Raw genomic sequence first — 25,596 nt, 5'->3', positions numbered from 1 at the left:
TGACGAATTAATTCTGGAGCGCTTCGGCACGGCCTTGAGCGGCTGCGCCGTAAGTACGCGCCACGTAGTCGCTCACGATCTGCTGGAATTCCTGCGCGATGTGTTCGCCGCGCAGCGTTTTCACTTTCTGGCCGTCGATGAAGACAGGCGCAGCCGGATTCTCGCCCGAACCCGGCAGGCTGATGCCGATGTTCGCGTGCTTCGACTCGCCCGGGCCATTGACGATGCAGCCCATCACCGCGACGCTCATCTTCTCGACGCCCGGATATTCATTGCGCCACACCGGCATCTGCTCGCGCAGATAGTTCTGGATCTGCAGCGCGAGTTCCTGAAACAGCGTGCTGGTCGTGCGGCCGCAGCCGGGGCACGCGACGACCATCGGCGCGAACGAGCGCAGCCCCATCGTCTGCAAGATCTCCTGACCGACGACCACCTCACCCGTGCGCGACGCGCCCGGCTCCGGCGTCAGCGAAATCCGGATCGTGTCGCCGATCCCTTCCTGCAGCAGCACGCCGAGCGCGGCTGTCGACGCGACGATCCCCTTCGACCCCATGCCCGCCTCGGTAAGTCCGAGATGCAGCGCGAAGCCGCAGCGGCGCGCCAGCTCCCGGTACACCGCGATCAAGTCCTGCACCCCGCTCACCTTGCACGACAGCACGATCTTGTCGCGCCCAAGGCCGAGTTCGACCGCACGCTCGGCCGAGCCGATCGCCGATTGGATCAGCGCTTCGTACATCACGCTCTGCGCGTCCCACGGCGTCGCGCGCGCGGCGTTCTCGTCCATCATCCGCGCAAGCAGATCCTGATCGAGGCTGCCCCAGTTCACGCCGATTCGCACCGGTTTGTCGTACTTGATCGCGGCTTCGATCATCTGCGCAAACTGCGTATCGCGCTTCGCGCCCTGGCCAACGTTGCCCGGATTGATCCGGTACTTCGACAGTGCCTGCGCGCAGTCCGGATAGTCGCGCAACAGCAGATGTCCGTTGTAATGGAAATCGCCGACGAGCGGCACCGCAATGCCCATCCGATCGAGCTGCTCGCGAATCGCGGGCACCGCGGCGGCCGCCTCGGGCGTATTCACGGTGATGCGAACGAGTTCGGAACCCGCATTCGCGAGTTCCTTCACCTGGATCGCCGTGCCGATCGCGTCGGCCGTGTCGGTGTTCGTCATCGACTGCACACGAACCGGCGCATCGCCGCCGATCGTCACGAGATTGCCGCCCCAGCGGACATCGACGCCATGCGACACGCGCCGCGGCGCATGCCCGCCGAACACCGGCTCGGTTGAACAGATTTGGCTGTCTCGAGGAAGTCGAGCGTCGGTAGATCGAGCTTCAGGGGATTGAGCTTCGGATTGCATCGTTGGATCCAAATTTACGCATGGCGCGCCGCCCGTTGGCTGCGCGCGAATGGGAAAAGCGTCGCGGCCGCCTGCGGTCACGACGCTGGCCGTCAGGGCAACGCGAAACGCGCGACGTTACCCCGAGCCGCCGAGTATTTTGCCGGATCGACAGGCTTGCCGTCGAAAGCGATCGACTCGAGCCCGGCCTTGTTGCCGATCGTCACCTTGAGCGGCGCGTCGCCCACCACCTGCTTGGTCTCGCCTGCCCGCACGAGCGCCGAGAACAGTTCCTTGCCGTGCTTATCGCGCACGCTGAACCAGCAGTCCTGCGCGACCTTCAACGTCACCACCGACTGGCCGGGCGCGACAGTCGCCGCCTCGCTTGCCGATGCCGATGGTTGCGGCTGTGCCGCGGCCGCAACCGATGCCGCGGCCGGGCCAGCGGCGGTGGCCTGCGCCGATGATGTCGCCGAAGCAGGCGATTCGCCGGCGACGCTTGCGGCCAACGCCGGTCCGGCGACCTGCGCCGGCGCGAGCGCCGCGCTGCCCGGCACCGTTTGCGTTGCGGTTTGCTCGGCGGCGCCGGACGCGCCCTGCGCCTGCGTCACCGAACCCGACACTGCCGCGCTCGCCGGCAGCTCGGACGCGGCGCTCTCCGGCTGCTGGTCATGCACCGCCGCCGCGCCGTTATCCGCGCCGCCCGTCTTGAAGCGCGCGAGCCAATTCGTCGATTCGCCGCCCGTGCGCCACATCATCACGGCGACAAGCGCGACGACTGCCGCCGCGATCGCCCATAGCCACGGCCGGCTGCGCGACGAATCGCCGAGATGGATCGACACGCGCCCGCGCGGCAGATCGGCGCCCGACGACGCGGGCAACGACAAGTCCACCGCCGGCACGCCTTTCTCTCGGCGCAGCGCTTGCGCGAACGGTTCCGGATCGACGCCCAGCATCTTTGCGTAGCTGCGCACGACGCCAAGCGCGAACGTCGCGCCTGGGAACTGGCTCGTGTCGCCCGCCTCGAGCGCCTGCAGCTTCGGTGCGGCGATCTTCAGCCGCGCGGACACGTCGTCGACGGACCAGCCTTTCGCACGACGCAACTCCGCGAGCCGCTCGCCGACGGCCGCGACCGATGCAAGCCCGGCCGCCGCCGGGTGCTCGCCTGCGTTCGTCTCTGGGCTCTTTGACGGCTGCGCTTCGCTCATCCTCATCCTCGCGTCGATTCTTCTTTCATGCGCGCCCGCGCCGGCTTCGGCCACACACGCACCTATCGTTGTCACACAGCACGGCGCGCCGCGCCATCCCCGATCGCTTTCGCGTTTATTGCACTACCCGCCCAGGCATTCCCAACGGCATCGCCGTCAAACCGCCCGGACCTCGATCACCTTCGCCCCCGTGCGCTGCGCGAGACGCGTGCGATCCTTGACCGCGCCCGCGAGCTGGCCGCACGCGGCGTCGATATCGTCGCCGCGCGTCTTGCGCACCGTCGTCACTACGCCGGCGTCGATCAGAATCTGCGCGAAGCGCTTGATCTGCTCCGGCTTCGAGCGCACGAGCCCCGACTCCGGAAACGGATTGAACGGAATCAGGTTGAATTTGCACGGCACGTCGCGCGTGAGCGCGAGGAGTTCGCGCGCATGCGCTTCGGAATCGTTGACGCCGTCGAGCATGCAATATTCGAACGTGATGAAGTCGCGCGGCGCGACCTTCAGATAACGCTCGCAAGCCGCCATCAGCTCACGCAGCGGATGTTTCTTGTTGAGCGGCACGAGCATGTCGCGCAGCGCGTCGTTCGGCGCATGCAGCGACACCGCGAGCGCGACCGGCAGCTCGGCGCCGAGCCGGTCCATCATCGGCACGACGCCCGACGTCGACAGCGTGACGCGCCTGCGCGACAAGCCATACGCGTTGTCGTCGAGCATCAGCCGCATCGCGGGCACGACCGCCGCGTAATTGAGAAGCGGCTCGCCCATGCCCATCATCACGACGTTCGTGACGACGCGCTCCGCGCGCCCGTTCGGGCCGGGCGCGCGCCCGAGCGACGCCCGCAGCGCGAACTCCGCCATCCGTAACTGACCGACGATCTCGCCCGTCGACAGATTGCGGGAAAAACCCTGCTTGCCCGTCGAGCAGAACCGGCAGTTGACCGCGCACCCCGCCTGCGACGACACGCAAAGCGTGCCGCGCGTCTCCTCGGGAATGAACACCGTTTCGACCGCGTTGCCGTTGCCGACGTTGAGGAGCCACTTGCGCGTGCCGTCCGCCGACACGTGATCGCTCAGGATGTCGGGCGCGCCGATCACGGCCCGCCCTTTCAGCTTTTCGCGCAGCGATTTCGCGAGATCGGTCATCCCGTCGAAATCGGTCGCATTGTACTGATGGATCCAGCGCTGCAACTGCTTCGCGCGAAACGCCTTCTCGCCGAGGCTGCCGCAATACGCGACGAGGCCGTCGGCATCGAAATCGAGTAGATCGACGGGAGATTCGTTCGCCATGGTGTCCTGCCTTGCCGCTACGCGCTGGATCTTGCCCGCGTCAACGCGAGTAGACGTTCATTTCCGGGAAAAAGAACGCGATTTCGACGCGTGCCGTTTCCGCCGCGTCCGAGCCGTGCACGGCGTTCGCGTCGATGCTGTCCGCGAAATCCGCGCGGATCGTGCCCTTTTCGGCCTTTTTCGGGTCCGTCGCGCCCATCAGCTCGCGATTCTTCAGAATCGCGTTCTCGCCCTCAAGAACCTGGATCATCACCGGGCCCGAGATCATGAAGTCGACGAGATCCTTGAAGAACGGGCGCTCGGCGTGAACGGCGTAGAACTTCTCCGCATCGGCGCGCGACAGGTGCGCCATGCGCGACGCAACGATCTTCAAACCGGCGTTTTCGAAACGGCTGTAGATCTGGCCGATCACGTTCTTCGCCACCGCATCCGGCTTGATGATCGACAGGGTGCGCTCGATTGCCATAAAAACTCCAAAAAATTAAGAGGTTACAGTTTCAAATGAATCCGTTATTGTAACACGTTCCCGTGTATCATTGCGATTGAACCCTTACACGACCGAAAGGTCGAATCAGCCATGTTTCGCGGGCGGCTCAATGTTGAAACCTCTCGCCTCGAAACCTATCTTAGGGGTAGCGGCGTCATGGCCTGCCGCGGCGCAACAAGCATGCCGCCCGCTCGCGATGCCGCCACGTTCCATGTTAGGAGAAACCATGAACGATTATCCGTATAACTTCGGCCGCGGCGGCGCGATCAGTACCGCCGAGACCCGCAACCGCGTGCTGCGCAACACCTACTGGCTCCTCGCCCTGTCGATGGTGCCGACCGTGCTCGGCGCCTGGATCGGCGTCGCGACCGGTTTCTCGCTGTTTGCCGCGACGAGCCCGATGATGAGCTTCCTCGCGTTCCTCGCGATCGCGTTCGGCTTCATGTTCGCGATCGAGCGCACGAAGAACAGCGCGGCCGGCGTGTTCGTGCTGCTCGGCTTCACGTTCTTCATGGGCCTGATGCTGTCGCGCCTGTTGGGCTTCATCCTCGGCTTCTCGAACGGCCCCGCGCTCATCATGCTGGCGTTCGGCGGCACCGGCGTGATCTTTGCCGTGATGGCCACGGTCGCCACCGTCAGCAAGCGCGATTTCTCCGGCCTCGGCAAATGGCTGTTCGTCGGCGTGATCGTACTGCTGCTTGCGTCGTTCGCGAACGTGTTCCTGCACCTGCCGGCGCTGATGCTGACCGTATCGGTGCTTGCGATCGCGATCTTCTCCGCGTATATGCTGTTCGACGTCCAACGCGTCGTCAACGGCGGCGAAACCAATTACATCAGCGCGACGCTCGCGATCTACCTCGATCTGTACAACGTGTTCACGAACCTGCTCGCACTGCTCGGCATCTTCGGCGGCAATCGCAACTGAGCCTGAACCGCCTCACCGAAGACCGGCCCGCATGGGCCGGTTTTTTTTCGCCGCCATCTCGCAGCGAAGGTCCGTCGTGGAGTGCGCGAACGGTCATCGGAGCGGCCGGCGCGAAGCACCGCACGACCGCGTCGCGCCGGCGGCCAACCCTACGCCCGCTCGAACAGCGCAATCGATTCGACGTGCGAAGTATGCGGAAACATATTCACCACGCCCGCGCCCTTGAGCCGGTAGCCGGCTTCGTGAACGAGCAGTCCCGCGTCGCGCGCGAGCGTCGACGGATTGCACGACACGTAGACGATTCGCGCCGGCAAAGGCCCGCTGCCGCTCTGCGCGATCTCGGCCAGCGCCTTCGACACTGCGAGCGCGCCCTCGCGAGGCGGATCGATCAGGAATTTGTCGAACGCGCCGAGCGCGCGGATATCGTCGGCCGTCACGTCGAACAGATTGCGGCAGGCAAACGACGTATGGCCGTCGACACCATTCGCCTTCGCATTCGCGAGCGCGCGCGTCGTCAGCGCTTCGCTGCCCTCGATGCCGACCACGTCGCGCGCGAGCCGCGCGAGCGGCAGCGTGAAATTGCCGATACCGCAAAACAGATCGAGCACGCGATCGCCACGCGCCGGCGCGAGCAGCCGCAGCGCGCGCCCCACCAGCACGCGGTTGATCTGATGGTTGACCTGCGTGAAATCGGTCGGTTTGAACGGCATCCGGATGCCGAATTCGGGCAGCGTGTAGTCCAGCTCGACATCGAGCGGATAAAACGGCGCAACCGTATCCGGCCCCTTCGGCTGCAGCCAGAACTGCACGCGATGCGTATCGGCGAATTCGCGCAACAGCGCTTCGTCGGCCGCGTTGATCGGCTCGAGCACGCGCAGCACCAGCGCCGTCACGCTCGAGCCGACCGCCAGCTCGATCTGCGGCATCCGGTCACGGATCGACAATCCCTCGACGAGCCGCCTGAGCGGCACGAGCAGCGCCGACACATGCGGCGGCAGAACCTCGCAGCTCGTCATGTCGGCCACGTAGCTGCTCTTGCGCTCGTGAAAACCGACGAGCACGCCGCCTTTTTTCGCGACATGGCGCACCGTGAGCCGCGCGCGATACCGGTAGCCCCACGACGGGCCGTGAATCGGCGAGAACATCGTCTCCGAGCGCAGTTTCGCGAGATGCCACAGGTTGTCCTCGAGCACGCGCTGTTTGATCGCGACTTGCGCGCGCATGTCGAGATGCTGCATCGAGCAGCCGCCGCAAGTACCGAAAAACGCGCATTTCGGCTGCGCACGCATCACGCTCGCGCGCACAATATCGACGACCTGTGCCTGCTCATAGGACGGCTTGCGGCGAAAGCTCGAATACGTGACGCGCTCGCCGGGCAACGCGCCTTCGACGAAGATCACTTTGCCGGGCTCGCCGTTTTCGTCGACGACGCGGCCGACGCCGCGCGCTTCCATGTCGAGCGAATCGATATCGAGAACCGGGGCGCGATCGGGCGCGGCAGACGCGCGGCGCGCGGAAAGGGGGGCGGCTTCTGACACCAGCTATTCCTGACGAACGATTGTGAGCAAAGGCGAGATTGTAGACGAACGGCACGCCAAAGGGCGTGCCCGAGCGTCTCCAAACGGCCGGCCCGGCGCCTCGGGCCATCGCTGAACGATAACGGAGCGTCAACGATGCGACTCATTAGCTGGAACATCCAATGGGGACGGGATGCGAGCGGCACGGTCGATCTCGCGCGCACGATCGACGCCGCGCGCCGGCTCGGAGACTTCGACGTGCTATGCCTGCAGGAAGTCACGCGCGGCTTTCCGGCGCTGCCGGGCGGCCCATCCGACGATCAGTATGCCGAATTAGCCGCACTACTGCCCGGCTACGACGTATTCGAGGCAATCGGCGTCGATCTGCCGCCGCGCGCGCCAGGCGCGCCGCGACGGCAATTCGGCAACGCGCTCGCGACCCGGCTGCCCGCCGAGCGCGTGCTGCGCCATGCGCTGCCGTGGCCCGCGAGTGCCGATGCGCCGTCGATGCCGCGCTGCGCGCTTGAAGTCACGCTGCGCGCGCGGTTTGGCGCGGTGCGCGTCGTCGTCACGCATCTCGAGTATTACTCGTCGACGCAACGGCTCGCGCAAATCGACGCACTCAGGCGCCTGCATCGCGAAGCCGTCGCGCATGCGCGCGACAGCGCGCCTGCCGAAACGCTCGACGGCCCTTTCGCGGCGTCGGCGCGCGCCGCCGATGCAATCGTTTGCGGCGATTTCAACAGCGCATACGCGAGCGCCGCGTATCGGCGTTTCGTCGCGCCGTTTCCGGACGCGCCGCGTTTTGTCGATGCGTGGCTCGCCCGCCATCCGGGAAAAGCGCCGCCGCCGACGGCAGGCGTCTACGACACCGCGCAATGGGCCGACGGGCCGCTCACATGCGATTTCGTATTCGTGACCGAAACGCTCGCTGAACGCATCACGCGCTGCGAAATCGACAGCGCGACACACGCGTCCGATCACCAGCCGATCGTGCTCGAACTGAACGACGCCTGAACGTCAATCGGAGAATGGGAAAACAGAAAAACGCCCTGCACCGGTCAGCGCAAACGGACGCATTGCCCATGCGCGAACCATGGGCGATCACGCGTCGAACGCAGCCAGATATTCGGCCCAGTGCGGCGCCGGCTCTTGCAACAGCGCATTTTTCACGAGCACGACCTCGTCCGCATATTCGGTTGGCGTCAAACCGCCTCGCATCTGCTGAAATCGGCAATACAGCAGGTACGTGTTCACGACGTCGGTTTCACAGTAATTGCGGATTTCGTCGAGCCGCCCTTGCTGGAATGCTGCCCAAACTTGGCTGCCATCCATCCCGAGCTTGCCCGGAAAGCCGCACAGCTTCGCAAGCGCGTCGAGCGGCGCGTTCGCGCGCGGCTGGTAGAGCGCCAGCAGATCCATCAGATCGGTGTGGCGCGTGTGATAACGGGACAGATAGTTGTTCCACTTGAATTCGCGATCGTCCTCGCCCATGTCCCAATAGCGCGGCGCGGCGACGCCGTGCACGAGCGCGCGGTAATGCAGCACCGGCAAATCGAAGCCGCCGCCGTTCCATGACACGAGCTGCGGCGTGTATTTCTCGATCACACGATAAAACGATTGGATCAGCACCGCCTCCGGATCGCCGGGCGTGCCGAGCGAACGCACGCGAAAGCCCGTGTTGTCGCGAAACACGCACGAGATTGCGGCAATCCTCTGCAGATGGTGCGGCAAGAAATCACTGCCCGTCTTCTCGCGGCGCGCGGCGAAAGCATGCTCGGCGACCTCGGCGTCGGTGAGCGCGGCGGGCAAATCCTCAAGACGGCGGATGCCGTCGACATCGGGAATCGTCTCGATGTCAAAAACCAGAATCGGGGTCATCAATCAGTTACAAAACGGCGTCTTTGCGCACGCCATTGGATGCAAAAAACCGCTTGAGCCGCACGAGCGCCTCTTGCTGGATCTGCCGCACGCGCTCGCGCGTCAGGCCCATCTCGTCGGCCAGCTCCTCGAGCGTCGCGGGTTCGATGTGGTTCAGCCCGAAGCGTCGCTCGATCACATGCCGGTGCTTGTCGGACAGGCGCGACAGCCACGCGCGCGTCAGCGTCTCCAATTCGCGGTGCTGAACTTCCGCGTCCGGCGATTGGCTTTGGTCGTCCGGCAGCAGATCGAGCAGGCTGCTCGCCGGATCGAGATCGAGCGGCGCGTCGAGCGACGCGGTGTGCTCGTTCAGCGCGAGGATGTCGGTGACCTCTTCCGCGGTCTTGCCGGTCAGGTACGCGATGTCGTCGATGCTCGCTTCGCGACGCTCGGCCGCTTCGCCGGTCGACAACGAATTTTTTTCCAAATGGCGCTTTGCGCGCAGCACCTGATTCAGTTCGCGGATCACGTGCACGGGCAGGCGCACCGTGCGTGCCTGGTTCATGATCGCGCGTTCGATACTTTGGCGGATCCACCAGGTCGCATAGGTCGAAAAGCGGAAGCCGCGCGTCGGATCGAACTTCTCGATCGCATGCATGAGCCCGAGATTGCCTTCCTCGATCAGATCGAGCAGCGGCACGCCGCGATTCAAATAGCCTTTCGCAATGCTGACGACGAGGCGCAGATTACGCTCGATCATCACCTGCCGCGCATCGAACTCGCCCGCCTTCGCCAGACGCGAGTAGCGCTGCTCCTCCTCGACCGTCAGCAACGGTTTCACGCTGATCCGATTCAGGTAGTGCTGGATCGTGTCGGCGGTAAGCTCGGCCTGCAACAGCGCGCGGAAATCGTCGATATCGGGCGGGGCGTCGGCGGCTTCCCGCTCGTCGGCCGCGTCATCGGCATCGGCCGCCTCGGCATCGTGAGGCTCGTAATCATGCTCGTTACCGGCGACATCGTCGTCGCCCGTCGAAGCGCCAGTTCGCCCCGCCGAGGATTGCGTGGCACGACTGATCTTCTCAGGTTCGGCATGCAGCGGGTGGCGCTTCGATTTCGGCATGGTCGTCTCGTTTATTGAGGCGGCAAATACTTCAGCGGATCGACAGGTTTACCCTGCCGGCGAACCTCGAAATGCAACATCACGCGGTCGGAATCGCTATTGCCCATTTCTGCAATCTTCTGCCCCTTCGTCACCGCGTCCCCCTCTTTTACCATCAAAGCGCGGTTGTGTGCATACGCAGTGAGATAAGTCGCATCGTGCTTGATGATAATAAGATTGCCATAGCCGCGCAGCCCGTTGCCGGCATAGACCACCCGGCCCTCCGCGGCAGCCTTCACGGCTTCGCCCGCGGTGCCGCCGATGTTGATTCCCTTGTTCTTCGAATCGTCGAACGTATTCAGGAGCGCGCCGCGCACGGGCCATGCAAACGACACGTTGCTCGCGGCAGGCACGGCCGCTTCGGTGGATGCCGCAGCCGGCGCCGAACTCGAGTTGGAACCGGAGCCATAGATCGGCGGCACGGCCGGGCCGCTCGACAGCGGCGGCGTCGCCGCCGCGCCGCCCGCGGCAGGCGCTGCGGTAGTCACGCCGCCTGCGGGCGGCGCGACGCGCAGCAACTGATCGACTTCGATCTGGTTCGGGTTCGTGAGATTGTTCCACGCCGCGATATCGCGATAGTTCTGGCCGTTCTCGAGCGCGATCCGATAAAGCGTATCGCCCGGTTTCACCCGGTAGAAGCCAGGGGGCGCAGGCGGCAGCGGCGCTGCGGGCTGGGTGGCGGCCGTCGTGCCGAGCGAACCTGAACGGTCGACGACGGGCGCCTGGTCGAGCCGCGTCGCGCAAGCGGCGAGCAGCATGAAAGCGGCCATGCAAATCGCGCGCTGAGCGAGCGAGAGCGGAACCTTCGAACGATTGTTTTGCATCGCGCGCAACATACTCATCGGTATCAAATCACTCCGGATTTTAAAGGGACAAAGAAAACGCGATCAAGCCGCGATTCGCGCCACTGCGCGGGCGCGACACGCTCGACGAGCGTCAATACCTGCTCGCCTTCCTGCCCGCCGACAGGCGCGACGAGCCGGCCGCCGATCGCCAGTTGTTCCAACAGCGTGCGCGGCACGTCGAGCCCCGCCGCGGCGATCACGATCGCGTCGAACGGCGCGGCGGCGGGCAGCCCGACACATCCGTCGCCGTAATGCAGGCGGATATTCGGCACGCGCAACGGCCGCAAATTCAATTTTGCCCGCTCATAGAGCGGCTTCACGCGTTCGATCGAATAGACGTCGCGTGCGATGCGGCTCAGCACCGCGGCCTGGTAACCGCAGCCGGTGCCGATTTCAAGCACGCGCTCGAGCGCCCGGCCGGCCGCGGCGAGTTCGATCATGCGCGCGACGACGGACGGCTTCGAAATCGTCTGCTGATGTCCGATCGGCAGCGCCGCATCTTCGTATGCCTGCGCAGCCAGCCCGGGATCGACGAACATATGGCGCGGCACGGCGGCCATCGCGGCAAGCACGCGCGAATCGGTCACACCGTTGGCTTGCAGCCTTTCGACCATCCGCTCGCGCACCCGTTCCGAGGTCAATGCGAGCGCGCCCGCCAACGCGACATTCGGCGCGGCGCTCTTGTCGCCGCCACGCCGGGCAGCGCCGCCCTGGCTCGCCGCATGGGCCGCGCCTGCGGCCGGCTTCGTCGCGCGGGCCGCCTTCGGCGCAGGCGCTGCCTTCGGACCGGGCGCCGGTTTCGGCGCGGATGCGCTCGTCAACGGCGACGCGCCGCCGCCCTGCCCCGCGCGCCAATTCTGCGCGGCCGCCGGCGCCCCGGCGGGCGCGATCACCGCCGTCGCGACGCGCTGACGCGCGGCATCGCTCGCGCTGCGTTCGGCCGCGCGCATATCGGCCTTGCGCGGCTCGCGCTTCAGATCTTCGAGCGCGAGCGGAAACCGCTTCGCGCGCTCGCCGCTCATGAAGCGCCGCTCCGCGCGCGCGCCCACTCGCGGGTGGCTGACAGCATCTGGGTATGGGTGAGATCGAGCTGCAACGGCGTGATCGACACGAAACCCTCGGCGACCGCGTGAAAATCCGTGCCGTCGCTCGCATCGCGCGCCTCGCCGGACGGCCCGATCCAGTAGATCGGCTCGCCGCGAGGATTGGTTTGGCGGATCACGGGCTGCGACGGATGCCGCTTGCCGAGCCGCGTCACCCGCCAGCCCTTGAGCGCATCGTAGCCGCGGTTCGGAATGTTCACGTTCAACAGCGGCTGCCCGGCGAGCGGGTGCGCGAGATAGTGGCGCACGATCTCGGCCGCGACGCGCGCCGCATCGGCCAGATGCGCCCAGTCCTTGTCGACGAGCGAGAACGCGATCGCCGGCACGCCGAACATGATGCCTTCCGTCGCGGCGGCGACCGTGCCCGAATACAGCGTGTCGTCGCCCATGTTCTGGCCGTTATTGATCCCCGAGACAACGAGGTCGGGCTTCGCGTCAAACAACCCGGTCAACGCGACGTGCACCGAGTCGGTCGGCGTGCCGTTCACGTAGTAGAAACCCGAGGTCGCCGAGCGCGACACCGACAACGGTCGCGACAACGTCAGCGAGTTCGAGGCTCCGCTGCAATTCTGTTCGGGCGCCATCACCGTGACGTCGGCGAACGGGCACAGCGCTTCATAAAGCGCGGCGATACCGGGCGCGAGATAGCCGTCGTCGTTACTGAGTAGGATTCGCATCCGGCGATTGTAACCGAGGAAAGATTGCGCGAGAGCGACAGCCAGGGTGCCCGACCTGCGCCGACGGCGACGCGGCGCCAGCCGTGGCTCGCGCCCGCGTGCAGGCGGACGAGCGAGCCGGCGGGCGCGCGAAGCGCCGGCGTCCGGGGCCGGCGCGCCGCGCTCAGATCGCCCGCTTGTCGCGCAGCGCGGCGATCGCCGGCGCGTCGTAGCCCAGCTCGCGCAGCACTTCGTCCGTGTGCTCGCCAAGCTCCGGACCGAGCCAACGCGTCTCGCCCGGCGTGCCGGACAGTTTCGGCGTGATGTTCGGCAACGCAATCTCGTTGTCGCCGGCCCATTTGAAACGCTGGATCATCTCGCGCGCGGCGAACTGCGGATCGGTGAACATGTCGGCCACGCTATAGATCCGCGATGCCGGCACGTCGGCCGCGTTCAGCACCGTGAGCGCGTCATCGATCGTGCGCGGCGCGAGCCACGCGGCGATCGCCGCATCGATTTCGTCGGTGCGCGGCACGCGTCCGTCGTTGCGCGCGAGCGCCGGATCGTCGGCGAGATCGTCACGCCCGATCGCCTTCATCAGGCGCTTGAAAATCGGATCGCTGTTGCCGCCGATCACGATACTGCCGTCGCGGCACGCATAGGTGTTCGACGGCACGATGCCCGGCAGCGACGCGCCCGTGCGCTCGCGCACCAGCCCGTAGACGCCGTACTCCGGCACGACGCTTTCCATCATGTTGAAAACGGCTTCGTAAAGCGCGACGTCGACCACCTGCCCCGCGCCGCCGTTCACGTGACGATGATGAAGCGCCATCAGCGCGCCGATCACGCCGTGCAGCGCGGCGATCGAATCGCCGATCGAAATGCCGATACGCGGCGGCGGACGGTCCGGATAGCCGGTGATATGGCGCAGCCCGCCCATCGATTCGGCAATCGAGCCGAAACCGGGACGGTCGCGGTACGGCCCCGTCTGCCCGTACCCGGACAGGCGCACCATCACGAGGCCGGGGTTTTCCGCGGCGAGCACGTCATAGCCGAGACCGAGCTTTTCAAGCAGGCCCGGCCGGAAATTCTCGATCACGACGTCGGCGTCGCGCGCGAGACGGCGCACGATTTCCTTGCCGTCGTCCGACTTGAGGTTGACCGTCACCGATTTCTTGTTGCGCGCCTGCACCGCCCACCACAGCGACGTACCGCCCGCCTCCGGATACAGCTTGCGCCACTTGCGCAGCGGGTCGCCGCCGTCCGGGTCCTCGATCTTGATGACCTGCGCGCCGAATTCGGCGAACAGACGCGCAGCGAATGGCCCCGCGATCAGCGTGCCGAGTTCGAGCACCTTGACACCCGCGAGCGGGCCGTGGGTTGCGCTCATATCACTCTTCCTTGGATTGGACTGGGGAATCGCACCGGTTGACCCGGCGCATCGTGCGCAAGCGCGATACGGGCGCTGCGCGCATCCGTCGCGATCGGGCGGCGCGATCGCGCAAGCGCGCCCCGCGCGCGCAATGCGCAGGCGACGCCGCTAGAGCGTGCGCCTGTCGAGCATCGCGCGCGCGATCGTGCCTGCATCGACATACTCGAGTTCGCCGCCCACCGGCACGCCGCGCGCGAGCCGCGTGACGGCCAGGCCGCGCGCCTTCAGCGTCTGCCCGAGATAATGCGCGGTCGCCTCGCCTTCGTTCGTGAAGTTGGTCGCCAATACGACCTCCTTCACGACGCCGTCCGACGCGCGCCGCACGAGCCGGTCGAAATGAATTTCCTTCGGGCCGATTCCGTCGAGCGGGCTCAGACGCCCCATCAGCACGAAATACAGCCCGCGATAGGTCATCGTCTGCTCGAGCATGATCTGGTCGGCGGGCGTCTCGACGACGCAAAGCAGCGTCGGATCGCGCTCCGAATCGCTGCAAACCTCGCAGATCTGCGCCTCGGTGAACGTATTGCACTTCTCGCAATGCCGCAGGTGCTCGGTCGCGAACAGCAACGAGCGGCCGAGCCGCGCGGCGCCATCCCGGTCATGCTGCATCAGGTGATACGCGATGCGCTGCGCGGATTTCGGCCCGACGCCCGGCAGCGCGCGCAGCGCTTCGACGAGTTCGGACAGCGCGGAAGGCGGCTTGATGCTCATGCGCAATCGATGAAAATCGAACGGCCGCGCATCAGAACGGCAGCTTGAAGCCCGGCGGCAGCGGCAGGCCGGCGGTCATCCCGCTCATCTTTTCCTGCGACGTCGCCTCGGCCTTGCGCACTGCGTCGTTGAACGCGGCGGCGACCAGGTCCTCGAGCATGTCCTTGTCGTCGGCAAGCAGGCTTGGATCGATCGACACGCGGCGCACTTCGTTGCGGCAGGTCATCGTCACCTTGACGAGCCCGGCACCGGATTGGCCTTCCACCTCGACCAGCGCCAGTTGCTCCTGCATCTTCTTCATGTTTTCCTGCATCTGCTGGGCCTGCTTCATCAGCCCGGCGAGTTGACCCTTCATCATGGACGTGCTCCTTCGTAATCGGTTGTTGCGAACGGGCGCGATCTTAGCGCCCGCTGAGAAATATGGGAATGGCAAACCGGGCGTGCTCCGCGGCGGCGCCGTGCGGCGTCAATGCAGCGTCGGCACGGCGCCGTCCGCCGCACCCGCGTCCGGCCCGACAGGACGAATCGAACCCTCGACGATGCTTGCACCGAATTCGCGCAGCAATTGTTGGATGAACGGATCGGCGCGCATCTCCTCTTCGGCTTCGCGCTGCCGCCGCGCACGTTCGGCGGCGGCGAGCGCAGCCGCGGTCCGGCGCGCCGGCCCCACCTCGACCACGACGTCGACCGGCTTGCCGAGCGTCTCGGCCAATGCGGCCTTCAGTTTCGCGACCTGCGCGGCATCCGCGTATTGCGGAACAGGCACGGCGAGCTTCAGCACACCGACGTCGACCGATTTCAACTCGCTGCTAAACGCAAGCTGATAGGCAACGCCCGTAAGCGGCAGACTCGCGGCGAGCGCCGGCCACTCGCCGTCGTAGCCGATCGCATCGAGCGGAATCGGCTCAGGCAGCGGCCGCGTGTCGACCGGTTGCGCCGGCGCGCACGCGGCGGACGGCGGCGTCAACCGCGCGTCGGCGGAGCTGCTGTCGAATACCGGGACGAAGCCGTCGTCCGGCGGCGCATAACCGTCGTCGATCGACAGCGGCACGTAATCGTCCGGAGGAATGTCCTCCCACGGCGGCGGCATGTCGTGACGCGCGTCGCGAGACGCAGATCTCGCGTCGGCCCGTGATGCTGTGTTCGCCGTGGCGTCGCCTTGCGCCGCGCGCGCGCGCGGCGTCGGCACCGTCACTTGCACCCGCGGCGCGGGCTTTGCGGCTGGCGGGTGCGCCGGCTCGGCAGAGCGTGCGGCGCCCGCTGCGCGGCCGCGATCCGACGATACGCGCATGCCGGCATTGCGCAACACGTCGAGCGCGGCGGCAGCGCCCGTCGCGCGAGACCCGGGCGCCCGGGCGGCGGGTGCCGATGACGCCGTATCGACCACGCCCGCATCCGCATCGCGCGCGGACGATGTCGGCTCGCTCGCGGAAGACGTTTGCGCCTCAGCCAACGAAGCCTTCGCGGCGGCATCGCCGGATGCCGATTCCATCTCGAAGCCGGCAGCCGCGGATGCTTGTACGGCATCGACAGTCCCATCCGCGCGCACGCTCGATCCGGCGCTCGGCGCTACTGCCGCCCGGCTCTTTGGCAGATCGGACTGAAGGTTCGACGCTACGGCAGAGGCGAACGCTCGCGGCCCGCCGTCGGTCTGCGCACCGGCTGACGCAACGTCGGTCCACACGTGCGCCTCCTGCGGCTCAGCGCGGAGCGCGACCGATTCGCTTCGCGTGCCACGTGCGGCGGCACGCTCATCCGCCCTATCCGTATCCGGTGCAACAGCGTCAACCGGCGACCGTACCGGCGCCGTATCGGGGCGCGCGTCACGCGCGGCGGCGCCCCCCGGCGTCGACACAGATGCCGCAACGGGCGCTGCGGCAGCCTTCACCGCCAACGCGCGCGCATTCTCGCCCGGCTTCGCCGCCGCGTCGCCCGCCTGCATCGCGCGACCGCCTCCGGGCCCGCCGCCCGCCGCCGCCGGCTCGAACGCGAGCATGCGCAGCAGCGTCATCGTGAAACCGGCATATTCGTCCGGCGCCAAGCCGAGTTCACTGCGCCCGATCGTCGCGATCTGGTAATAAAGCTGCACCTGCTCCGGGCTCAACCCTTGCGCGAAGCGACGCAAATCGGCCGCCTCCGGCCATTCGTCGAGCACCGAGGCCGGCGCGAATTGCGCCCACGCAATCCGGTGCAGAAGGCTCGCAAGATCTTGCAGCGCGGCCGAAAACGACAAACTGCGCAACGCCATCTCGTCGGCGATCGCGAGAATTTGCGGACCGTCGGCCGCAGCCAGCGCATCGAGAAGCCGCACCATGTAGGTCGAGTCGAGCGCGCCGAGCATGCCGGATACGGCCGCCTCGGTCACCTCGTTCGCCGAATATGCGATCGCCTGGTCGGTCAACGACAGTGCGTCGCGCATGCTGCCCTGCGCGGCGCGCGCCAGCAAGCGCAGCGCCTGCGGTTCGAACATGATTTGCTCGTCGCCGAGAATCCGCTCGAGATGCGACACGATATGCCCGGCCGGCATTTGCTTCAGATTGAATTGCAGACAGCGCGACAGCACCGTGACGGGAATTTTCTGCGGGTCGGTGGTCGCGAGAATGAATTTGACGTGCGGCGGCGGCTCCTCGAGCGTCTTCAGCATCGCGTTGAATGCGTGGTTCGTCAGCATGTGCACTTCGTCGATCATATAGACCTTGAAGCGCGCATCGACCGGCGCGTAAACCGCGCGCTCGAGCAGCGCGGCCATTTCGTCGACGCCGCGATTGCTCGCCGCATCCATTTCGACGTAGTCGACGAAACGCCCTTCATCGATTTCACGGCATGCGCGACATACGCCACACGGCTTGGACGTAACCCCCGTCTCGCAATTGAGCGCTTTGGCAAAAATCCGCGAAAGCGTCGTTTTGCCGACGCCGCGCGTGCCCGTGAAAAGATAGGCGTGGTGCAAACGCCCGCCGTCGAGCGCGTGCGTAAGCGCCCTGACGACGTGCTCCTGGCCGACGAGCGAAGCGAAATCCTTCGGACGCCATTTGCGTGCGAGAACTTGATAGGTCATCGGGAAATTGTATCAGCAACGCCGCGCCGCGCCGACAAGCCCGACACCCCGAACAAACGAGACAAAACGCTGCCGGACACGCGCGACGCTGATACGCAGCCGACGTGCAATGCGAAGATCAAACAGGAGAGAAAAAGACGAGAAGACGGGGAAGGAAGCGGAAGGTGACGAGCCCGACCCTCGGCACTGGCGGAAAACGGCTGTGGCTGCTTCGTTCCCGACCTGACCAGGTTGACCGCCCCACCATGCGAGGAGGCCCGTCACGGCGCATTCTAACACCGCTTCATGCGCAACGCGACCGTTATTCGCATCGCGCCCGCCGGCGCGGCGCCGCTTGCGCCCGCCCCGGCATACTCGGCGCGCGCCGGCCAAAGCGTTGACGCCCGGGTTCGACGCCTGCCCGCTGCACCGCGCCTCTTGCAATCCGAACGGCCGCTCCCATATAGCCATCGCATGGACGCCGAAGCCGGGGCATGCAGTACGCCCCTATTCACGTGACGGCTACTATCGCCGTCAACAACGGATAGCAATTTAGGCTAATATGACGCCCGAATGACCCGCGAACCGCGGCATGCAGCGCTCACGCCCTTCTTTTCGCAAGAGCGGAGCCTCCCGCCCCGGCAACCGGCAAAGCCCTCGGGCGGCCGGCGCAGGCGGTCCCCGAAACGAAAGAGGTACTAACACAATGAGCGAACAGATCAAACATATCAGCGACGCATCGTTCGAACAGGACGTCGTCAAGTCCGACAAGCCCGTGCTCCTGGACTTCTGGGCCGAATGGTGCGGCCCGTGCAAGATGATCGCGCCGATCCTCGACGAAGTCGCGAAAGATTACGGCGAAAAGCTGCAAATCGCGAAAATCAACGTCGACGACAACCAAGGCACGCCCGCGAAATTCGGCGTGCGCGGCATTCCGACGCTGATTCTGTTCAAAAACGGCGCCGTGGCCGCGCAGAAGGTCGGCGCACTGTCGAAATCGCAATTGACCGCATTCCTCGACAGCCATCTCTAATCGGCCGAATCGCGCGCACGTGTTGTCAGCCGGCAACACGTGCGCCGAGAAATCCGCCAGCCGGGCGCTCAAGCCCGAATTGGCGTGTGCTAGAATCAAAAGCGTCGTTAAGACGACTATAAATCTCTGAGCGCTTCCGCTCGCCCTCCTCCCTATTTCTTTTCGTCGCATCTCCTCCCTGGCGGGATCTCCGTATGCATTTATCCGAGCTCAAGTCTCTGCACGTGTCCGAATTGATCGAAATGGCCAACGGCCTGGAGATCGAAAACGCGAACCGCCTGCGCAAGCAGGAGCTGATGTTCGCCATTCTTAAAAAGCGCGCCAAGACGGGGGAAACGATCTTCGGCGACGGCACGCTCGAAGTGCTGCCCGACGGCTTCGGCTTTCTGCGTTCGCCGGAAATGTCGTACCTCGCAAGTACGGACGATATCTACATCAGTCCGTCGCAGATCCGCCGCTTCAACCTGCACACCGGCGACACGATCGAAGGCGAAGTCCGCACGCCGAAGGACGGCGAGCGCTATTTCGCGCTGGTGAAGGTCGACAAAGTCAACGGGCAGCCGCCCGAGGCCTCGAAACACAAGATCATGTTCGAGAACCTCACGCCGCTGCACCCGAACAAGCCGCTCTTGCTCGAGCGCGACATGCGCGGCGAAGAAAACGTCACGGGCCGCATCATCGACATGATCGCGCCGATCGGCAAGGGCCAGCGCGGGTTGCTCGTGGCGTCGCCGAAGTCGGGCAAGACCGTGATGCTTCAGCACATCGCGCACGCGATCAAGCAGAACCATCCGGACGTGATCCTGTTCGTGCTACTGATCGACGAGCGCCCCGAAGAAGTGACCGAAATGCAGCGCTCGGTCGCAGGCGAAGTGATCGCGTCGACGTTCGACGAACCGGCCACGCGTCACGTGCAGGTCGCCGAAATGGTGATCGAGAAGGCCAAGCGCCTCGTCGAGATGAAGCACGACGTCGTGATTCTGCTCGATTCGATCACGCGTCTCGCGCGCGCGTACAACACCGTGATCCCGGCGTCGGGCAAGGTGCTGACAGGCGGCGTGGATGCGAATGCGCTGCAGCGCCCGAAGCGCTTCTTCGGCGCGGCGCGCAACATCGAGGAAGGCGGCTCGCTGACGATCATCGGCACCGCACTGATTGAAACCGGCAGCCGCATGGACGACGTGATCTACGAAGAGTTCAAGGGCACCGGCAATATGGAAGTGCACCTCGAGCGCCGTCTCGCGGAAAAGCGCGTGTATCCGTCGATCAATCTGAACAAGTCCGGCACGCGCCGCGAGGAAATGCTGATCAAGCCGGACATCCTGCAGAAGATTTGGGTACTGCGCAAGTTCATCCACGACATGGACGAAGTCGAGGCGATGGAATTCCTGCTCGACAAGATCCGCCAGACGAAGGGCAACGGCGAATTCTTCGACCTGATGCGCCGCGGCGGCTGACAGAGCTTGCGTGGCGCCGCGCATGAAAAACCGCCCGCCGGGGCGGTTTTTTTACACACGAACCTGTACGTGAACGTACACGTTGATCTATAATCACCGTCATCTGTCCTTCGCCCCCCCCCGGAATCCCACACGATGAGCGACTCCCCGCCCACTCTGCTGCTGACCGTGCGCGACGCCGCCGAGCGGCTCGGCGTGACGCCGCGCACACTGAAGTATTACGAGGAGCGCGGGCTCGTCACGCCGTCGCGCAGCGAAGGCCGCTATCGGCTGTACGACGCCGACGATCTCGAGCGCTTTGCGCGCATCCTGCGTCTGCGGGCGCTGGGTTTTTCGCTGCACGGCATCACCGAGATGCTCAAGCGCCCGCTCGAGCCAACGGCCGACGGACGGCGGCGCTATTCGGACGCGTCGCTGCGCGAGATTCACGCGGATCTTACGCACCAGATCGCGACGCTCGATGCGCGTATCGCCGCCGCGCAGCGCGAGTTGAACGAAGTACGCGCGCTGAAGAAGGAATTGCAGCACGATATCGATTACGTCGAGCGCCGGCTTGCCGGCGAAAGCGCCGACGACTTGATCGCGCGCCGCCAAGCAGCCGCGCAGGGCCGCCGCCGCGCGCGCGCAAGCGTCAAATGAGCGCGCCGCCCAGCCCGCCACCGCTCTGGAGCGCCGCGAATCTGCGTGGCGATTTCTTTCCATGGGTGCTCGCGGTCGTCACCGGGCTCGATTACTTCGACAACGCCATCTTCTCGTTTTTCGCGAGCTACATCGCGGGAGGCATCAATGCGTCGCCGGACGAACTCGTGTGGGCGTCGAGCGCCTATGCGGTGACCGCCGTGCTCGGCATCCTGCAGCAGCAATGGTGGATCGACCGGCTCGGGCATCGCCGCTACGTCGCCGGATGCATGCTGATGTTCTCGCTAGGCGCGGCCGCCGCGGCGCTCGCCGACACATCGATCGAACTCGCATTCGCACGCGGCTTCCAGGGCTATTTCATCGGCCCGATGATGGGCGCGTGCCGGATTCTGATTCAAATCAGCTTCGCGCCCCAGGCCCGTGCGCGCGCGACGCGCGCGTTCCTCATCATGCTGCTGCTCGGCAGCGCGTTCGCGCCGATTGCGGGCGGCCTCCTCGTCGCGCATTTCACATGGCGCGCGCTGTTCGCCTGCTCGATACCGGCGGGCATCGGTTTCGCGGCGCTCGCGTTTGCCGCCCTCCCCGACTCCGGCTATGCGCCGCCCGACGAGCGCGACAACGGCCATTTCTGGCCATATGTGATTTTCGCGCTCGCGCAAGGCGCGCTGCAGATCGTCATGCAGCAGGTGCGCTTTCAGCTTTTCACCGGATCGCCGACGCTCGTGCTGCTGGCGGCGGCCGGGCTCGCCGCGCTCGCCTGGTTCGGCTATCACCAATGGCATCACCCGGCGCCGCTCGTGCGGCTGCAGCCGTTTCGCAAACGCACGTTCCAGGTCGGGCTGCTGCTCTACATGTTCTATTACTACGAGACGACGGGCTTCAGCTATTTGATTTCGCGCTTTCTCGAAAGCGGCCTCGGCTATCCGGTCGAAAACGCCGGGCGCCTGGTGGGCGTAACATCGCTGATCTCCGCGACCGCGCTGTTCGGTTATCTGCGCTACGCGAAACTCGTCACGCACAAGAAATGGATCATCGTGCCCGGCTTCGCGATCGCTGCGGCAGCCGCGCTATGGATGTCGCGCATGCCGCCCGACGTCGACGAGGCCGCACTCATCGCGCCGCTGCTGCTGCGTGGGCTACTGCTGCTATTCATCGTGCTGCCGGTCGCGAATTTGACGTTCCGCGTGTTCGAAATCGACGAGTACACGCACAGCTATCGGCTGAAGAACATCGTGCGCCAATTGACGATCTCGTTTGCGACGGCCTCCGTGATCATCGTCGAACAACACCGGCTCGCGGTACACCAGACGCGGCTCGTCGAGCAGGCAAACGTCTACAATCCGATCTTTCAACAAACCTTCGCCATGCTGACGCGCAGCTTCGAGGCGGCCGGCCACGCATTGAACGAAGCCCACGCGCTCGCGCTTGCGCAGGTGAGCCGGGCCATTGCGCAGCAGGCGTCGTTTCTGTCCTCGCTCGACGGGTTTCACTTCCTGATCGGCGTCGCCGTGTGCGGCTGCCTGTTCGCCGCCTGGCAAAAAGAGATCGATTGAGGTACGTTTAGCGCCTGTCGCCTCACCCCGCCGTTTCGATGCTCACCAAACTCACCCGATGGTTCGATACGCGCCGCCGCGACCGCGCGCTGCGCACCCACCCGATCCCGGAGCCGCTCTGGCAACAAACGCTCGAGCGCCTGCCGTTCGTCACGTATCTGTCGGCCGGCGATTTGCAGCGCCTGCGTGAGATGACGAGCCTGTTTCTCGCGCAAAAATCGTTTTCGACCGCGCACGAACTGGAACTCACCGATGCGATCGCGGTGGGTATCGCCGTGCAGGCGTGCCTGCCCGTGCTGAATCTCGGGCTCGAACTGTACCGGGGCTGGATCGGGGTCGTCGTCTATCCCGGCGAGTTCGTGATCCGCAAGACGGTCGAGGACGAGGACGGCGTCGTCCACGAAATCGAGCACGATGCGAGCGGCGAAGCGTGGGAAGGCGGCCCCGTGATCCTGTCGTGGGAGGACGTGCAGATGACGGACGGACGGGACGCGTACAACGTCGTGATCCATGAGTTCGCACATAAGATCGACATGATCAGCGGCGCGGCGGACGGCCATCCGCCCCTGTTCCGGCGCTGGCACGCGCCCGAGCTCGACAGCGCGCGCTGGGCGGACGTCTTCGACCACGCATACGATCGCTTCTGCGACCGCGTCGACGCAGTGCCGGAGCGCGCGTGGCCGCGCTTCGAGCAAGACTCGCTGATCGATCCGTATGCGGCCGACCATCCGTCGGAGTTCTTCGCGATCTGCAGCGAGGCACTGTTTGTCAAGCCGCGGCCGTTCGAGGCCGAATTTCCCGAGCTGTATGCACTGCTCGCCCGCTACTACCGGCAGGACCCCGCGCAAACGGGCATCCTCACGGGCGCGCCCGCGCGCATTTGACAAAAAATTCGCCAAGCATCTGATTTTCTGGCATAATCGCGAGCTTTCGACCTCAGGCAAGTGGCTCGCGTCGGGCTTTGGCGGCTGCGTAACGAACTGGTGAGAACTGGCGAACTGGCTGACTCAAACCAGACGGAACACCACCGCGGGCGACGTAACGGCGTTCGCGGCATCGCAAAAAGCGGCGGGCTGGCTACCGTTTTTACTCAGGAAAAACCATGAAACAAGGCATTCATCCGGATTACCGCGAAGTCGTTTTCCAAGACATGTCGAACGGCTTCAAGTTCGTGACGCGCTCGACGATCCAAACGCGCGAAACGATCGAACTCGACGGCAAGACCTATCCGCTCGCGAAGATCGAAGTGTCGTCGGAATCGCACTCGTTCTACACCGGCCAGCAGAAGATCATGGACACGGCCGGCCGTGTCGAGAAGTTCAAGAACAAGTTCGGCGCACGCGCAAGCGGCAAGGCCGCGAAGTAAGCGTCGCGTGCTTACCGGCCCTCGCGTCGCGCTCGGCCGGTTCCGCAGAAAAAGGCAGCCCAGGCTGCCTTTTTTTGTCTTCGCTCAACCCGTGCCGCCGCCTGCCCGCGCGCGGCCGGACCGGCTTCTGACGCGTGTGGCGCCGTGCGTCTACAATGCCGGATGCTCAAAACGGCCCGCCGCTCACCCGGCGGGCGCTTCGCTCATCCTCTGCCTTCCATCTGCATGAAGCCTGTCGTCCGCCTCACCGCTTCCGCCACTCGCGCGCTACCGCGCTGGCTGCTGCTCACGCTTTGCATCGTCTATGCGGCGTTCGGGCTGTTCGGCCGGGATCCATGGAAGAACGAGGACGCCGCGGGCTTCGGCGTGATGTGGACGATGGCGCAAGGCGGGCTGCAAGACTGGCTGCTGCCGAACCTCGTCGGCAAATTCGTCACGTCCGACGCGCCGCTCGGCTATTGGCTCGGCAGCCTCGCGATCCGCGCGCTGCCGTGGGTCGATGCGAGCAATGCGTCGCGCGTCTATGCGGGCGTGCTGTTCTGCGTTGCGGCCGCATTTGTTTGGTACGCCGCGTATCTGCTTGGCCGGCGCGCCGAAGTGCAGCCGTTCAAGTACGCGTTCGGCGGCGAGCCCGAGCCGCGCGATTACGGCCGCACGCTCGCCGACGGCGCGCTCCTCGTGCTGCTCGCGTGCTTCGGCCTTGCCGAGCGCGGTCATGAAACCACGCCGCAGCTCGCACAGTTTGCGTGGATCGCGATGCTCGTCTACGGACTGGTGCGCGCGATCGACAAGCCCACGCAAGGCGCGCTGTGGTGGGGCCTCGCGCTCGGCCTCGTCGCACTGTCGGGCAATCCCGTGGTGGTTACCGCGCTTGCGCTCGGCACGTTCGCGCTGTATCTCGTCACCCCCGAGATCCGCTGCGTGCAGGTGCCGGCGATCGGCCTGCCACTTGCCGCCGCGATCTTCGCGCTCTGGCCGATCGCCGCGCTCGTCGCGTTTGCGGACGACGCGCGCTGGTTCCTCGATCAATGGCTGCACGGCAGCCTGATGCGCTTCTCCGGCCCGCCGACAGCCGTGCTCGCCTACGCGGCAAAGAACCTGCCGCTCTTCACGTGGCCCGCATGGCCGCTCGCGATCTGGGCATGGGTGAGCTGGGCCGGTCTGCGCCGCCGGCCGCATATAGCGATTCCGCTCGCGGTCGTCGTGCCGCTCGTCGCGCTCGTGATCCTGCAAAGTCAGCAGACCAACCGGATGTACATGCTGCTGCTGCCGCCGCTTGCCGTCCTCGCGAGCTTCGCGCTGCCCACGCTCAAGCGCGGTGCGATCAACGCGATCGACTGGTTCGCCGTGCTGAGTTTCACGATCCTCGGCACGTTCGTGTGGCTCGTGTGGCTCGCGTCGATGACCGGCTTCCCGCATCCGCTCGCACGCAACCTCGCACGCCTCGTGCCGGGCTACGAGCCTCACTTCAAGGTGCTGTCGTTCGTCTGCGCGGTCGCGGCCACGGTATGCTGGCTGCTGCTCGTGCGCTGGCGTATCTCGCGCCAGCCCAAGGTGCTGTGGCGCAGCGTCGTGCTCTCGAGCGCCGGCACGACGCTGATGTGGGTGCTGCTGATGACGCTGTGGCTGCCGATCGTCAACTACAGCCGGACCTACCGCGATGTCGCGCAGCAAATCGCCGCGCACCTGCCGTCCGACTACGAATGCATCTCGCCCGTGCGCCTGGGCGACGCGCAGATCGCGACGTTCGCGTACTTCGGCGGCATGCATTTTTCGTTCGACGGCGACTGCGACGTGATCCTGCGCCAGGATCGCTCGGATTTCGGCGAACCCAGCTCGATGTCGCAATACGTATGGCGTCTCGTCTGGGAAGGCCGGCGCGCGGCCGACCGGGACGAACGCTTCCGTCTGTACGAACGGATCGAGCGGCCGAAAACGCCCGTCAAGCGCCGCCCGACACGCCCGGCGCGCCGCTGACC

23 protein-coding genes and 1 other RNA gene are annotated in these 25,596 nt (G+C 65.5%); 9 read left to right on the top strand and 15 right to left on the bottom strand.

Annotated features, from left to right (window positions below):
• Positions 1-7: 7 nt before the first annotated feature.
• From ispG to ndk, 4 genes are all read right to left on the bottom strand, one after another.
• Complete coding sequence (gene ispG, locus BSIN_RS00545) at positions 8-1,360, bottom strand: flavodoxin-dependent (E)-4-hydroxy-3-methylbut-2-enyl-diphosphate synthase (RefSeq protein ID WP_089339201.1); 1,353 nt, start codon at positions 1,358-1,360, stop codon at positions 8-10.
• 92 nt (positions 1,361-1,452) lie between these two features.
• Positions 1,453-2,547 carry a helix-turn-helix domain-containing protein gene (locus tag BSIN_RS00540; RefSeq protein WP_173678592.1) on the bottom strand — a complete coding sequence of 365 codons (1,095 nt, stop codon included), beginning with the start codon at positions 2,545-2,547 and terminating at the stop codon, positions 1,453-1,455.
• Between the two features lie 156 nt (positions 2,548-2,703).
• Positions 2,704-3,837, bottom strand: coding sequence for a dual-specificity RNA methyltransferase RlmN (rlmN, locus tag BSIN_RS00535; RefSeq protein WP_089339167.1), 1,134 nt, complete (start codon positions 3,835-3,837; stop codon positions 2,704-2,706).
• A gap of 40 nt (positions 3,838-3,877) precedes the next feature.
• Entirely contained in the window at positions 3,878-4,303 is a 426-nt protein-coding gene (gene ndk / locus BSIN_RS00530) for a nucleoside-diphosphate kinase (protein WP_059518113.1), read from the bottom strand.
• 247 nt (positions 4,304-4,550) lie between these two features.
• Between ndk and BSIN_RS00525 the strand changes: the two genes are divergently transcribed.
• On the top strand, positions 4,551-5,249 hold the full coding sequence (locus BSIN_RS00525; protein WP_089339166.1) for a Bax inhibitor-1/YccA family protein: 699 nt from the start codon (positions 4,551-4,553) through the stop codon (positions 5,247-5,249).
• A gap of 149 nt (positions 5,250-5,398) precedes the next feature.
• Here BSIN_RS00525 and rlmD read toward each other — a convergent pair whose 3' ends face one another.
• Positions 5,399-6,787: a 23S rRNA (uracil(1939)-C(5))-methyltransferase RlmD gene (gene rlmD, locus BSIN_RS00520; protein ID WP_089339165.1), complete on the bottom strand. Its 1,389-nt coding sequence runs from the start codon at positions 6,785-6,787 to the stop codon at positions 5,399-5,401.
• Between the two features lie 135 nt (positions 6,788-6,922).
• Here rlmD and BSIN_RS00515 point away from each other — a divergent pair, with 135 nt between their 5' ends.
• Entirely contained in the window at positions 6,923-7,783 is an 861-nt protein-coding gene (locus BSIN_RS00515; RefSeq protein WP_089339164.1) for an endonuclease/exonuclease/phosphatase family protein, read from the top strand.
• A gap of 87 nt (positions 7,784-7,870) precedes the next feature.
• Here BSIN_RS00515 and BSIN_RS00510 read toward each other — a convergent pair whose 3' ends face one another.
• The 10 genes from BSIN_RS00510 to ffs all read right to left on the bottom strand — a co-directional run bounded on the left by BSIN_RS00510 (position 7,871) and on the right by ffs (position 17,852).
• On the bottom strand, positions 7,871-8,647 hold the full coding sequence (locus tag BSIN_RS00510; RefSeq protein ID WP_089339163.1) for a 3'-5' exonuclease: 777 nt from the start codon (positions 8,645-8,647) through the stop codon (positions 7,871-7,873).
• Between the two features lie 7 nt (positions 8,648-8,654).
• Positions 8,655-9,746 (bottom strand): RNA polymerase sigma factor RpoS, encoded by a 1,092-nt coding sequence (gene rpoS, locus BSIN_RS00505; protein WP_059518123.1) that lies wholly within the window; start codon positions 9,744-9,746, stop codon positions 8,655-8,657.
• Positions 9,747-9,757: 11 nt separating this feature from the next.
• Complete coding sequence (locus BSIN_RS00500; protein ID WP_173678595.1) at positions 9,758-10,621, bottom strand: peptidoglycan DD-metalloendopeptidase family protein; 864 nt, start codon at positions 10,619-10,621, stop codon at positions 9,758-9,760.
• 11 nt (positions 10,622-10,632) lie between these two features.
• Positions 10,633-11,652 (bottom strand): protein-L-isoaspartate(D-aspartate) O-methyltransferase, encoded by a 1,020-nt coding sequence (locus BSIN_RS00495; RefSeq protein WP_089339200.1) that lies wholly within the window; start codon positions 11,650-11,652, stop codon positions 10,633-10,635.
• Positions 11,649-12,410 carry a 5'/3'-nucleotidase SurE gene (gene surE, locus BSIN_RS00490; RefSeq protein ID WP_059518127.1) on the bottom strand — a complete coding sequence of 254 codons (762 nt, stop codon included), beginning with the start codon at positions 12,408-12,410 and terminating at the stop codon, positions 11,649-11,651. The genes BSIN_RS00495 and surE overlap by 4 nt, the downstream gene beginning before the upstream one ends.
• Before the next feature lie 163 nt (positions 12,411-12,573).
• On the bottom strand, positions 12,574-13,779 hold the full coding sequence (locus tag BSIN_RS00485; protein ID WP_089339161.1) for a CaiB/BaiF CoA transferase family protein: 1,206 nt from the start codon (positions 13,777-13,779) through the stop codon (positions 12,574-12,576).
• 150 nt (positions 13,780-13,929) lie between these two features.
• Positions 13,930-14,532 carry a recombination mediator RecR gene (recR, locus tag BSIN_RS00480; protein WP_082710200.1) on the bottom strand — a complete coding sequence of 201 codons (603 nt, stop codon included), beginning with the start codon at positions 14,530-14,532 and terminating at the stop codon, positions 13,930-13,932.
• A gap of 31 nt (positions 14,533-14,563) precedes the next feature.
• Entirely contained in the window at positions 14,564-14,890 is a 327-nt protein-coding gene (locus BSIN_RS00475; RefSeq protein ID WP_059469738.1) for a YbaB/EbfC family nucleoid-associated protein, read from the bottom strand.
• A 108-nt stretch (positions 14,891-14,998) separates the two neighbouring features.
• On the bottom strand, positions 14,999-17,590 hold the full coding sequence (locus tag BSIN_RS00470) for a DNA polymerase III subunit gamma/tau (RefSeq protein WP_089339160.1): 2,592 nt from the start codon (positions 17,588-17,590) through the stop codon (positions 14,999-15,001).
• 163 nt (positions 17,591-17,753) lie between these two features.
• An RNA gene (ffs, locus tag BSIN_RS00465) (signal recognition particle sRNA small type) lies at positions 17,754-17,852 on the bottom strand.
• Between the two features lie 423 nt (positions 17,853-18,275).
• Here ffs and trxA point away from each other — a divergent pair.
• The 7 genes from trxA (at position 18,276) to BSIN_RS00420 (ending at position 25,594) form a co-directional block, all read left to right on the top strand.
• Positions 18,276-18,602, top strand: a complete 327-nt coding sequence (trxA, locus tag BSIN_RS00460; RefSeq protein ID WP_059518132.1) for a thioredoxin TrxA — start codon at positions 18,276-18,278, stop codon at positions 18,600-18,602.
• A gap of 194 nt (positions 18,603-18,796) precedes the next feature.
• Positions 18,797-20,059, top strand: a complete 1,263-nt coding sequence (gene rho, locus BSIN_RS00450) for a transcription termination factor Rho (RefSeq protein ID WP_059518134.1) — start codon at positions 18,797-18,799, stop codon at positions 20,057-20,059.
• A 135-nt stretch (positions 20,060-20,194) separates the two neighbouring features.
• Positions 20,195-20,698, top strand: coding sequence for a MerR family transcriptional regulator (locus tag BSIN_RS00445; RefSeq protein WP_089339159.1), 504 nt, complete (start codon positions 20,195-20,197; stop codon positions 20,696-20,698).
• Entirely contained in the window at positions 20,695-22,251 is a 1,557-nt protein-coding gene (locus BSIN_RS00440) for an MFS transporter (protein ID WP_089339158.1), read from the top strand. Before BSIN_RS00445 ends, BSIN_RS00440 begins: the two co-directional genes overlap by 4 nt.
• A gap of 38 nt (positions 22,252-22,289) precedes the next feature.
• On the top strand, positions 22,290-23,135 hold the full coding sequence (locus BSIN_RS00435) for a M90 family metallopeptidase (RefSeq protein ID WP_089339157.1): 846 nt from the start codon (positions 22,290-22,292) through the stop codon (positions 23,133-23,135).
• 218 nt (positions 23,136-23,353) lie between these two features.
• Positions 23,354-23,617, top strand: coding sequence for a type B 50S ribosomal protein L31 (locus tag BSIN_RS00430; protein WP_059518141.1), 264 nt, complete (start codon positions 23,354-23,356; stop codon positions 23,615-23,617).
• 225 nt (positions 23,618-23,842) lie between these two features.
• Positions 23,843-25,594, top strand: a complete 1,752-nt coding sequence (locus BSIN_RS00420) for an ArnT family glycosyltransferase (protein WP_089339156.1) — start codon at positions 23,843-23,845, stop codon at positions 25,592-25,594.
• The last annotated feature ends 2 nt before the right edge of the window (positions 25,595-25,596 follow it).

It is taken from the genome of Burkholderia singularis (assembly GCF_900176645.1).
Classification (GTDB): Bacteria; Pseudomonadota; Gammaproteobacteria; order Burkholderiales; family Burkholderiaceae; genus Burkholderia; species Burkholderia singularis.
The sequence above is the reverse complement of the archived record's forward strand: the minus strand, read 5'-3'. Positions and strand labels throughout refer to the sequence as shown.

Bases quoted from the DNA above. Each gene is read 5' to 3' on its own strand.
- ispG (WP_089339201.1), bottom strand. From the start codon at position 1,360: ATGCAATCCGAAGCTCAATCCCCTGAAGCTCGATCTACCGACGCTCGA.
- BSIN_RS00540 (WP_173678592.1), bottom strand. From the start codon at position 2,547: ATGAGCGAAGCGCAGCCGTCAAAGAGCCCAGAGACGAACGCAGGCGAG.
- rlmN (WP_089339167.1), bottom strand. From the start codon at position 3,837: ATGGCGAACGAATCTCCCGTCGATCTACTCGATTTCGATGCCGACGGC.
- ndk (WP_059518113.1), bottom strand. From the start codon at position 4,303: ATGGCAATCGAGCGCACCCTGTCGATCATCAAGCCGGATGCGGTGGCG.
- BSIN_RS00525 (WP_089339166.1), top strand. From the start codon at position 4,551: ATGAACGATTATCCGTATAACTTCGGCCGCGGCGGCGCGATCAGTACC.
- BSIN_RS00515 (WP_089339164.1), top strand. From the start codon at position 6,923: ATGCGACTCATTAGCTGGAACATCCAATGGGGACGGGATGCGAGCGGC.
- BSIN_RS00510 (WP_089339163.1), bottom strand. From the start codon at position 8,647: ATGACCCCGATTCTGGTTTTTGACATCGAGACGATTCCCGATGTCGAC.
- rpoS (WP_059518123.1), bottom strand. From the start codon at position 9,746: ATGCCGAAATCGAAGCGCCACCCGCTGCATGCCGAACCTGAGAAGATC.
- BSIN_RS00500 (WP_173678595.1), bottom strand. From the start codon at position 10,621: ATGTTGCGCGCGATGCAAAACAATCGTTCGAAGGTTCCGCTCTCGCTC.
- BSIN_RS00495 (WP_089339200.1), bottom strand. From the start codon at position 11,652: ATGAGCGGCGAGCGCGCGAAGCGGTTTCCGCTCGCGCTCGAAGATCTG.
- surE (WP_059518127.1), bottom strand. From the start codon at position 12,410: ATGCGAATCCTACTCAGTAACGACGACGGCTATCTCGCGCCCGGTATC.
- BSIN_RS00485 (WP_089339161.1), bottom strand. From the start codon at position 13,779: ATGAGCGCAACCCACGGCCCGCTCGCGGGTGTCAAGGTGCTCGAACTC.
- recR (WP_082710200.1), bottom strand. From the start codon at position 14,532: ATGAGCATCAAGCCGCCTTCCGCGCTGTCCGAACTCGTCGAAGCGCTG.
- BSIN_RS00475 (WP_059469738.1), bottom strand. From the start codon at position 14,890: ATGATGAAGGGTCAACTCGCCGGGCTGATGAAGCAGGCCCAGCAGATG.
- BSIN_RS00470 (WP_089339160.1), bottom strand. From the start codon at position 17,590: ATGACCTATCAAGTTCTCGCACGCAAATGGCGTCCGAAGGATTTCGCT.
- trxA (WP_059518132.1), top strand. From the start codon at position 18,276: ATGAGCGAACAGATCAAACATATCAGCGACGCATCGTTCGAACAGGAC.
- rho (WP_059518134.1), top strand. From the start codon at position 18,797: ATGCATTTATCCGAGCTCAAGTCTCTGCACGTGTCCGAATTGATCGAA.
- BSIN_RS00445 (WP_089339159.1), top strand. From the start codon at position 20,195: ATGAGCGACTCCCCGCCCACTCTGCTGCTGACCGTGCGCGACGCCGCC.
- BSIN_RS00440 (WP_089339158.1), top strand. From the start codon at position 20,695: ATGAGCGCGCCGCCCAGCCCGCCACCGCTCTGGAGCGCCGCGAATCTG.
- BSIN_RS00435 (WP_089339157.1), top strand. From the start codon at position 22,290: ATGCTCACCAAACTCACCCGATGGTTCGATACGCGCCGCCGCGACCGC.
- BSIN_RS00430 (WP_059518141.1), top strand. From the start codon at position 23,354: ATGAAACAAGGCATTCATCCGGATTACCGCGAAGTCGTTTTCCAAGAC.
- BSIN_RS00420 (WP_089339156.1), top strand. From the start codon at position 23,843: ATGAAGCCTGTCGTCCGCCTCACCGCTTCCGCCACTCGCGCGCTACCG.